We start from the raw sequence: 7,652 nt of genomic DNA on the forward strand, positions 1-7,652 counted from the left end.
CCCTCCACTTCCCCGGCTTCTCCCCCGAGGCGGCGGAGTTTTTGGTGCGCGAGCGGGAGATCGTGGGCATCGGGGTGGACACCCTCTCCCTGGACTTCGGCCCCTCCAAGGACTTCAAGACCCACGTCACCGTCCTGGGGGCGGGGAAGTACGGACTGGAGAACCTGGCCAACCTGGCCCAGGTGCCCCCTTCGGGCGCCCTCATCTTCGTGGGAGGCCCCAAGCACAAGAACGCCTCGGGCGGGCCCGTGCGGGCGGTGGCCGTATGGTGATCTCCTGGCTCCGGGTGCCGGAGGAAGAGGAGCTTCCCGAGGAGGTGCGGGCCCTCTTCGCCCGCTTCCGGGAAAAGACGGGCTTCGTGCCCAACGTGGCCCGGGCCTTCGCCCTGAGCCCCCGCTTCCTCCTCTGGTTCCGGTACTACGACACCCTGATGCGGGGGGAGGGCCTCCTGAGCCGGGAGGAGCGGGAGGCCATGGCGGTGGCCATCAGCGGGGAGAACCGCTGCGAGTACTGCGTGGCGAGCCACAAGCGCTACCTGAAGGACCTCACCGGGGACCCCATCCTCCCCGAGGTCCTGGCGGCGAACCCGCGCCGGGCGGAGCTTCCCCCGAGGATGCGGGCCCTGGTGGACTTTGCCCTCAAGGTCACGCACCGCCACCACGAGATGACCGAGGAGGACCTTAGGCCCTTGAGGGAGGCGGGGCTTTCCGACGAGGCCATCCTCGAGGCCGCCGAGGTGGCCGCCATGTTCAACTTCACCAACCGGCTCCTGAATAGCCTCGGGTTCAAACCCAACCCGGAGTACTACGGATGAGCTTCCTGGAGTTCCGGGACGTGGCCGTGGCCTTCGGGCCCTACGTGGCGGTGGAGGGGGTGGGCCTCGCCCTTAAGGAGGGCGAGTTCGTGAGCCTGGTGGGGCCCACGGGGTGCGGCAAGAGCACCCTTTTAAACGTGGCAGCGGGCCTCCTTCCCCCAAGCCGGGGCGAGGTCTGGGTGGCGGGGGCCCCCCTCAGGGGCCTGAACCCCTTGGCGGGCTACCTCTTCCAGCAAGACGCCCTCCTCCCCTGGAAGACCGCCCTGGACAACGTGGCCCTGCCCCTGGTCTTCCGGGGCGTGCCCTGGAATGAGGCCAGGGAGCGGGCCCGGGCCTGGCTCGCCAAGGTGGGGCTCGCCCGCTTTCCCCACCGCTACCCCCACCAGCTCTCCGGGGGGCAGCGGAAGCGGGTGGGCCTCGCCCAGGTGCTCATCCAAGACCCCAAGCTCCTCCTCATGGACGAGCCCTTCTCCGCCCTGGACGTGCAGACGCGGCAGCTTATGGAGAACGAGCTCCTCAGGCTCTGGCAGGAGAACCGGAAGACCGTGCTCTTCGTGACCCACGACCTGGAGGAGGCCATCGCCCTCTCCGACCGGGTGGTGGTCATGGCCGCGGGTCCCCGCTCCCGGCCCATCGGGGAGTTCCCCATCCCCCTCCCGAGGCCCCGGGACGTGGCCGAGGTGCGGCTTACCCCGGAGTTCCTCCGCATCCACCGGGAGATCTGGGACCTCCTCCGGGGGGAGGTGATGCGGGCCCATGCGGGGGTTTAGGCTGAGGCTCTGGCAGGGGGGGCTTCTTCTGGGCTTCCTCCTCCTCTGGGAGTGGGCCTCGAGGACGGGCCGCCTTGACCCCTTCTTCTTCTCCACCCCCTCGGCCATCGCCTCCCGGGTCTTCCGCTGGTTCGCCACCGGCGAGGTCTACCCCCACCTCTACGTGACCACGGTGGAGATGCTCCTGGCCTTCGCCCTGGGCACCCTCCTCGGGGTGGCCCTGGGGCTTTGGCTTGCCCTCTCCCCGGGGGCGGCGGCGGTGCTGGAGCCCTACGTGAAGGCCCTGAACGCCATCCCCCGGGTGGTCCTCGCCCCCATCTTCACCCTCTGGTTCGGCCTCGGGATCCTCTCCAAGGTGGCCCTGGGCGTCACCCTGGTCCTCTTCGTGGCCTTCTTCAACACCTACCAGGGGGTGAAGGAGGTGCCCCCCGTGGTCCTGCAGAACGCCAGGCTCCTTGGAGCCAGGCGGAGCCACCTCCTCCGCCACGTCTACCTCCCCTCGGCGGCGAGCTGGATCTTCAGCTCCCTAAGGACCTCCATCGGCTTCGCCGTCATCGGGGCCGTGGTGGGGGAGTACCTGGGGAGCGCCGCGGGCCTCGGCTACCTCATCGCCCAGGCGGAGGGGGTCTTTGACACCACCGGGGTCTTCGCCGGGATGGCGGTCCTCATGGTCTTCGTCCTGGCGCTGGACGCCCTGGTGGGAATGGTGGAAAGGCGGCTTCTCGTGTGGCGGCCTAAAGAACGGGAAGGAGGTACGGCGTGAAGCGGATCGGGATCGGGCTTTTGCTGGTGCTCTTGGCCTTCGGCTTCGCCCAGAAGCGGGTGGTCCTGGGCGTGGGCGGGAAGACCGCGGTGGTCTACCTGCCCCTTACCGTGGTGGAGCGCCTGGGCTACTTCAAGGACGAGGGCCTGGACGTGGCGATCCAGGACCTCCAGGCCGGCTCCCGCGCCCTCCAGGCCCTCATCGGGGGAAGCGTGGAGGTGGTCATGGGCTTCTACGACCACACCATCCAGATGCAGGCCCAGGGCCGGGACATCGTGGCCTTCGTGGAGGTGGGGCGCTACCCCGCCATCGTCCTCGGGGTGCGCTCGGACCTCGCCGACCAGGTGCGGTCCATCGCCGACCTCAAGGGGCGGAAGGTGGGGGTCACCGCCCCCGGGAGCTCCACCCACTTCTTCCTCAACTACCTCCTGGTGAAAAACGGCCTCAAGCCCACCGACGTCTCCGTCATCGGGGTTTCCGTGGGGGCCCAGGCGGTGGCCGCGGTGCAGAACAAGCAGGTGGACGCCCTCTCCAACGTGGAGCCCGCCATCACCCTCCTGGAGGAGCGGGGCCTCCTCAAGGTCCTGGCGGACACCCGCACCACCAAGGGGACCCGGGAGGTCTTAGGGGGCGAGTACCCGGCGGCGGTCCTCTACGCCACCCGGGCCTGGCTGGAGAAGAACCCCGACACCGCCCAAAAGCTGGTGAACGCCATGGTGCGGGGCCTCAAGTGGATGCAGGGCAAGCGCCCCGAGGAGATCGCTCAGGTCCTCCCGGAGGAGTACTTCCTGGGGGACCGGGCCCTTTACCTGAAGGTGCTCCGCAACTCCCTGGAGTCCTTCTCCCCCACGGGGCGCTTCGGCGACACCGCCCCCTTAAGGCCCCTCACGGTGCTTTCCGCCTTTGACGAGAAGGTGCGGCAGGCCCGGATAGACCTCAAGCGCACCTACACCAACGCGTTCGTGGACCGGGCCCTACAAAGCCTCAGGTAGAATCGGGGATAAGGAAAGGAGGTTGCGAATGAAGCGGCTCATGACGGTTTTATCCCTCCTGGCCCTCGGCGCCCTGGCCCAGACCTGGAACATGGCCACCCCCTACCCCCCCGGGAACTTCCACACCCAAAACATCCTGCAGTTCGTCAAGGAGGTGGAGGAGGCCACAGGGGGTAGGGTCCGGATCACCGTCCACCCCGGGGGCTCCCTCTTCCCCCACCCCCAGATCCTCCCGGCGGTGCGGAACGGCCAGGTGCAGATGGGGGAGATGCTCATGTCCCTCCTGGCCAACGAGAACCCCCTCTTCAACCTGGACTCCATCCCCTTCGTGGCCACGAGCTACGAGGACGCCTGGCGGCTCTACCAGGCCCAGCGGCCGGAGGTGGAGAGGTGGCTCGCCCAAAGGGGCGTGGTCTTCCTCTACGCCATGCCCTGGCCCCCCCAGGGGCTTTACACCAAGAAGCCCGTGAACTCGGCCCAGGACCTCAAGGGCCTGCGTTTCCGCGCCTACAACCCGGCCACGGCCCGGCTGGCGGAGCTTTTGGGCATGACCCCGGTCCAGGTGGAGGCCGCCGACATCCCCCAGGCCTTCGCCACGGGAATCGTGGAGGCCATGATCACCTCGCCCACCACGGGAGTGGACAGCCAGGCCTGGGACTTCGCCCGCTACTTCTACGACGTGAAGGCCTGGATCCCCAAGAACATGGTGGTGATCGGGCGCCGGGCCTTTGAAAGCCTCTCCCCCCAGGACCGGGAGGCTCTCCTCCAGGCGGCCAAGCGGGCGGAGGAGCGGGGCTGGAAGCTCTCCCAGGAGCAGGAGGCCAAGGCCCTACAGACCCTGGCCCAGAAGGGCATGCAGGTGGCAAAACCCTCCCCCCAGCTCCTGGCTGACCTGAAGCGGGTCGGGCAGACCATGATCCTGGACTGGCAGCGCCAGGCGGGAGCCACGGGAATCAAGGTCTACCGCCAGTACCTGGGCCGATGAGGTTTTTGGAAGGCCTTTACCGCCTTTCCGAGCTCCTCGCCCTCCTCCTGGGGCTCTTCGTCCTCCTGGTCATCCTCGCCCAGGTGGTGGGGCGCTTTTTGGGCTTCGTGGTGCCCTCGGCCCTGGAGCTGGCGGGCTTCGCCACGGCGGGGCTCATCTTCCTGGGCCTCGGGCCCACCCTCAGGGCTGGGGGGCATATCCGGGTGGGCCTCGCCCTCCACCGCCTCTCCCCGGAACCCAGGCGTTGGACCGAGCGCCTAAGCCTGGCTTTGGGTTTCGCCGCAAGCGCTTACGGGGCGGTGCAAATCTGGCTTAAGACCCTGGAAAGCCTTCGCTTTGGCGACCTGGCCCCGGGGCTTCTGCCCCTGCCCCTCTGGATCCCCTTGGCGGTGGTGGCCTTCGGGATGAGCGTCTTCGCCTTGGCCCTCCTCGAGGCCCTCCTCAAGACCTTCGGGAGGCGCCCATGAGCCTCCTCGCCGCCGGGCTCGTCCTCGTCCTCCTTCTCTTCTTCCTCCTGCTCCTAGGGGTCTATGTGGGGCTGGCCCTCCTTTTGGTGGGGCTTGCGGGGCTCGCCCTCTTCACCACAGCCCCTCCCGGGCCCAACGTGGCCACGGCCCTTTGGACCAGCACCTCCGGTTGGAGCCTCGCCGCCCTGCCCCTTTTCGTCTGGATGGGGGAGATCCTCTACCGCTCCCGGCTCGCCCAGGAGCTTTTCCAGGGGCTTGGCCCCATTCTCGGCAGGCTTCCCGGAGGTCTTCTTCACGTGAACGTGGTGGCGAGCGCCCTCTTCGCCGCGGTCATCGGCTCCTCCGCCGCCACCACGGCCACCGTGGGGCGTTTCACGTTGCCGGAGCTCCTGCGGCAGGGCTACCCCAAGGCCCTGGCCCTGGGCTCCCTGGCGGGGGCGGGGACCCTCGGCTTCCTGATCCCGCCCAGCATCGTCATGATCGTCTACGGGGTCATGGCCGAGGTCTCCGTGGCCCGGCTCTTCATGGCGGGGGTGGTGCCCGGCCTCCTCCTCACCCTGCTTTTCATGCTCACCGTGGCCCTTCTCGCCCTGCGCCACCGGAAAACCCTTCCCCAGGCGCCCTCCCCGGCCCCCGGCGAGGCCCTCAAGGGGCTCCTCAGCGTCCTGCCCGTGCTCTTCCTCATCCTCCTGGTGCTCGGGTCCATCTACCGGGGTGTGGCCACCCCCACGGAGGCGGCGGCCATCGGCGTGGCGGGGGCCTTCCTCCTCACCGCCTTAAGGCGGGAGTTTAGCCTCGAGCTCCTCCGGGAAAGCCTTCTCGGGGCGGTGCGCACCACCAGCATGATCGGGCTCATCCTCGCCGGGGCGGGGGTCCTCACCCTGGCCATGGGGTTCACGGGGATCCCGCGGGCCCTGGCCGCCTGGGCGGTGGAGACGGGGATCACCCCCACCGCCCTCGTCTTTTTCCTCAGCCTGGTCTACATCGTCCTGGGTTGGTTCTTGGACGGGATCTCCATCGTGGTCCTCACCATCAGCGTCATCCTGCCGGTGGTGAAGGCCATCGGCCTGGACCCCCTGTGGTTTGGGGTGTACCTGGTCCTCATGGTGGAGCTCGCCCAGATCACCCCTCCCGTGGGGTTCAACCTCTTCGTCCTCCAGTCCTTAAGCGGAGAGGACCTCTTCCGCATCGCCCGCTACAGCCTCCCCTTCATGGGGGTGCTCCTCCTCATGGTGGCGCTTCTGGTGGCCTTCCCGGGGCTCGCCACCTGGCTTCCCCGGACGATGACGGGAGGGTAGTATGAGAAGGAGGCGGCATGACGGTGGACCTGAACGCGGACGCGGGCGAGTCCTACGGGGCCTTCACCTACGGCCACGACCGGGAGATCTTCCCCCTGGTCACCTCGGCCAACCTGGCCTGCGGCTTCCACGGAGGAAGCCCAAACCGCATCCTGGAGGCGGTGCGCCTGGCCAAGGCCCACGGGGTCGCCGTAGGAGCCCACCCAGGCTTCCCCGACCTCTTGGGCTTCGGCCGAAGGGAAATGGCCCTCTCCCCAGAAGAGGTCTACGCCGACGTCCTCTACCAGATCGGGGCCCTCTCCGCCTTCCTCAAGGCGGAGGGCCTTCCCCTCCACCACGTGAAGCCCCACGGGGCCCTCTACCTCAAGGCCTGCCGGGACCGGGAAACCGCGAGGGCCATCGCCTTAGCGGTGAAGGCCTTTGACCCGGGGCTTCCCCTGGTGGTCCTCCCGGGGACGGTCTACGAGGAGGAGGCCAGGAAGGCGGGGCTTAGGGTGGTCCTCGAGGCCTTCCCGGAAAGGGCCTACCTGCGAAGCGGCGAGCTCGCCCCCCGCTCCCTCCCCGGCGCCTGGATCACCGACCCCGAGGAGGCGGCCCGAAGGGCCCTGCGCATGGTGCTGGAGGGAAAGGTGGAGGCCTTGGACGGGGGGGAGGTGGAGGTCAGGGCCGAAACCCTCTGCATCCACGGGGACAACCCCAGGGCCCCCGAGGTGGCGAGGGCGGTGCGGGAGGCCCTGGAGGGGGCGGGGGTGGAGGTTCGGGCCTTTTAGGCGCTCATGCCCCCCATGGGGGCTCAAGCCCGCCTGGGGGCCCGGAAAGGGCGTCCCAAGGAGCCGCCTGACCCCGGCTTGGGCGAAGGTTTTGCGCCAAAAGGGCATCAGAGGCGGAAGACCTTAGGGGGAAGGAGGGCCCTCAGGACCATGCCCCCGGGCTCGGGCCGCCCCCGGAGCCAGGCCACCCCTCCCTTCTTGAGGAGGACCCGCTCCTCCAGGGCCTGGGGGGCCACCCCCTCCAACAGGTGCCCGAAGAGGAGCCAGGCGAGGAGGGCGGAGAGGTGGGGCTCGTGGCCCACCAGGGCCACCCGGCCCTCCTCGGGAAGCTCCTCGAGGAGGGCCTCGCTCAGGGGCCCGGCGAGGAGGGGGGTGGTGCGCACCTCGCCCTCGAGGAGGGGGCCGAGGAGCCTCGCGGTTTCCAAGGCCCTTCGCTTGGGGCTGGTGAGAACCAGGTCCAGGCCAACCCCTAAGGCCTTCAGGCCCCGCACCACCTTGCGGAAGCGCCGGACGCCCTTCGGGATGAGGGGCCGGGCCGCATCCTCCTCCTCCCCGCCCCCCTCGGGTAGGGGAGCGGCGATGGCGTGGCGCACCAGGAAGAGCTCCACCCTACACCTCCCAGGCCACCTCCAATCCTACCCCAAAGGCCTCCCGGAAAAGCCCCTCCTGCTTCTCCGCCTCCAGGCGCTCCACCCAGGGGTCCTCCGGGGCCCTTAGGACCAGGCGCACCCGCTCCCCTAGCTCCACCCGGACCCCCCGCACCCGGCCCGAGCGGGTGCGGTCCAGCATCTCG

Annotated in this window: 10 protein-coding genes and 1 pseudogene; 9 read left to right on the forward strand and 2 right to left on the reverse strand. The window is 69.1% G+C overall.

Annotated features, from left to right (window positions below):
- From ABJK26_RS03020 to ABJK26_RS03060, 9 genes are all read left to right on the forward strand, one after another.
- Positions 1-272, forward strand: a 272-nt coding sequence (locus ABJK26_RS03020; protein WP_347240750.1) for a cyclase family protein, incomplete at its 5' end; no start/stop codon positions are given.
- Complete coding sequence (locus tag ABJK26_RS03025; RefSeq protein WP_347240751.1) at positions 266-814, forward strand: peroxidase-related enzyme; 549 nt, start codon at positions 266-268, stop codon at positions 812-814. The genes ABJK26_RS03020 and ABJK26_RS03025, both read left to right, overlap by 7 nt.
- On the forward strand, positions 811-1,584 hold the full coding sequence (locus ABJK26_RS03030; protein WP_347240752.1) for an ABC transporter ATP-binding protein: 774 nt from the start codon (positions 811-813) through the stop codon (positions 1,582-1,584). The genes ABJK26_RS03025 and ABJK26_RS03030 overlap by 4 nt, the downstream gene beginning before the upstream one ends.
- A complete protein-coding gene (locus tag ABJK26_RS03035; RefSeq protein ID WP_347240754.1) occupies positions 1,571-2,347 on the forward strand; it encodes an ABC transporter permease in 777 nt (258 codons plus the stop codon). The genes ABJK26_RS03030 and ABJK26_RS03035 overlap by 14 nt, the downstream gene beginning before the upstream one ends.
- Positions 2,344-3,339, forward strand: a complete 996-nt coding sequence (locus tag ABJK26_RS03040) for an ABC transporter substrate-binding protein (protein WP_347240755.1) — start codon at positions 2,344-2,346, stop codon at positions 3,337-3,339. Before ABJK26_RS03035 ends, ABJK26_RS03040 begins: the two co-directional genes overlap by 4 nt.
- A gap of 28 nt (positions 3,340-3,367) precedes the next feature.
- Positions 3,368-4,324 carry a TRAP transporter substrate-binding protein gene (locus ABJK26_RS03045; protein ID WP_347240756.1) on the forward strand — a complete coding sequence of 319 codons (957 nt, stop codon included), beginning with the start codon at positions 3,368-3,370 and terminating at the stop codon, positions 4,322-4,324.
- Positions 4,321-4,791 carry a TRAP transporter small permease gene (locus ABJK26_RS03050; RefSeq protein ID WP_347240757.1) on the forward strand — a complete coding sequence of 157 codons (471 nt, stop codon included), beginning with the start codon at positions 4,321-4,323 and terminating at the stop codon, positions 4,789-4,791. Before ABJK26_RS03045 ends, ABJK26_RS03050 begins: the two co-directional genes overlap by 4 nt.
- Positions 4,788-6,089, forward strand: a complete 1,302-nt coding sequence (locus tag ABJK26_RS03055; protein WP_347240758.1) for a TRAP transporter large permease subunit — start codon at positions 4,788-4,790, stop codon at positions 6,087-6,089. Before ABJK26_RS03050 ends, ABJK26_RS03055 begins: the two co-directional genes overlap by 4 nt.
- Before the next feature lie 17 nt (positions 6,090-6,106).
- Positions 6,107-6,859, forward strand: coding sequence for a 5-oxoprolinase subunit PxpA (locus tag ABJK26_RS03060; RefSeq protein ID WP_347240759.1), 753 nt, complete (start codon positions 6,107-6,109; stop codon positions 6,857-6,859).
- Between the two features lie 107 nt (positions 6,860-6,966).
- Here ABJK26_RS03060 and ABJK26_RS03065 read toward each other — a convergent pair whose 3' ends face one another.
- Both ABJK26_RS03065 and ABJK26_RS03070 read right to left on the reverse strand, forming a co-directional pair.
- Positions 6,967-7,467, reverse strand: a complete 501-nt coding sequence (locus ABJK26_RS03065; RefSeq protein ID WP_347240760.1) for a histidine phosphatase family protein — start codon at positions 7,465-7,467, stop codon at positions 6,967-6,969.
- Between the two features lies 1 nt (position 7,468).
- Positions 7,469-7,652: pseudogene (locus ABJK26_RS03070) on the reverse strand (exopolyphosphatase); the annotation flags it as partial.

The sequence above is a fragment of the Thermus sp. genome, from assembly GCF_039793865.1.
GTDB lineage: Bacteria > Deinococcota > Deinococci > Deinococcales > Thermaceae > Thermus.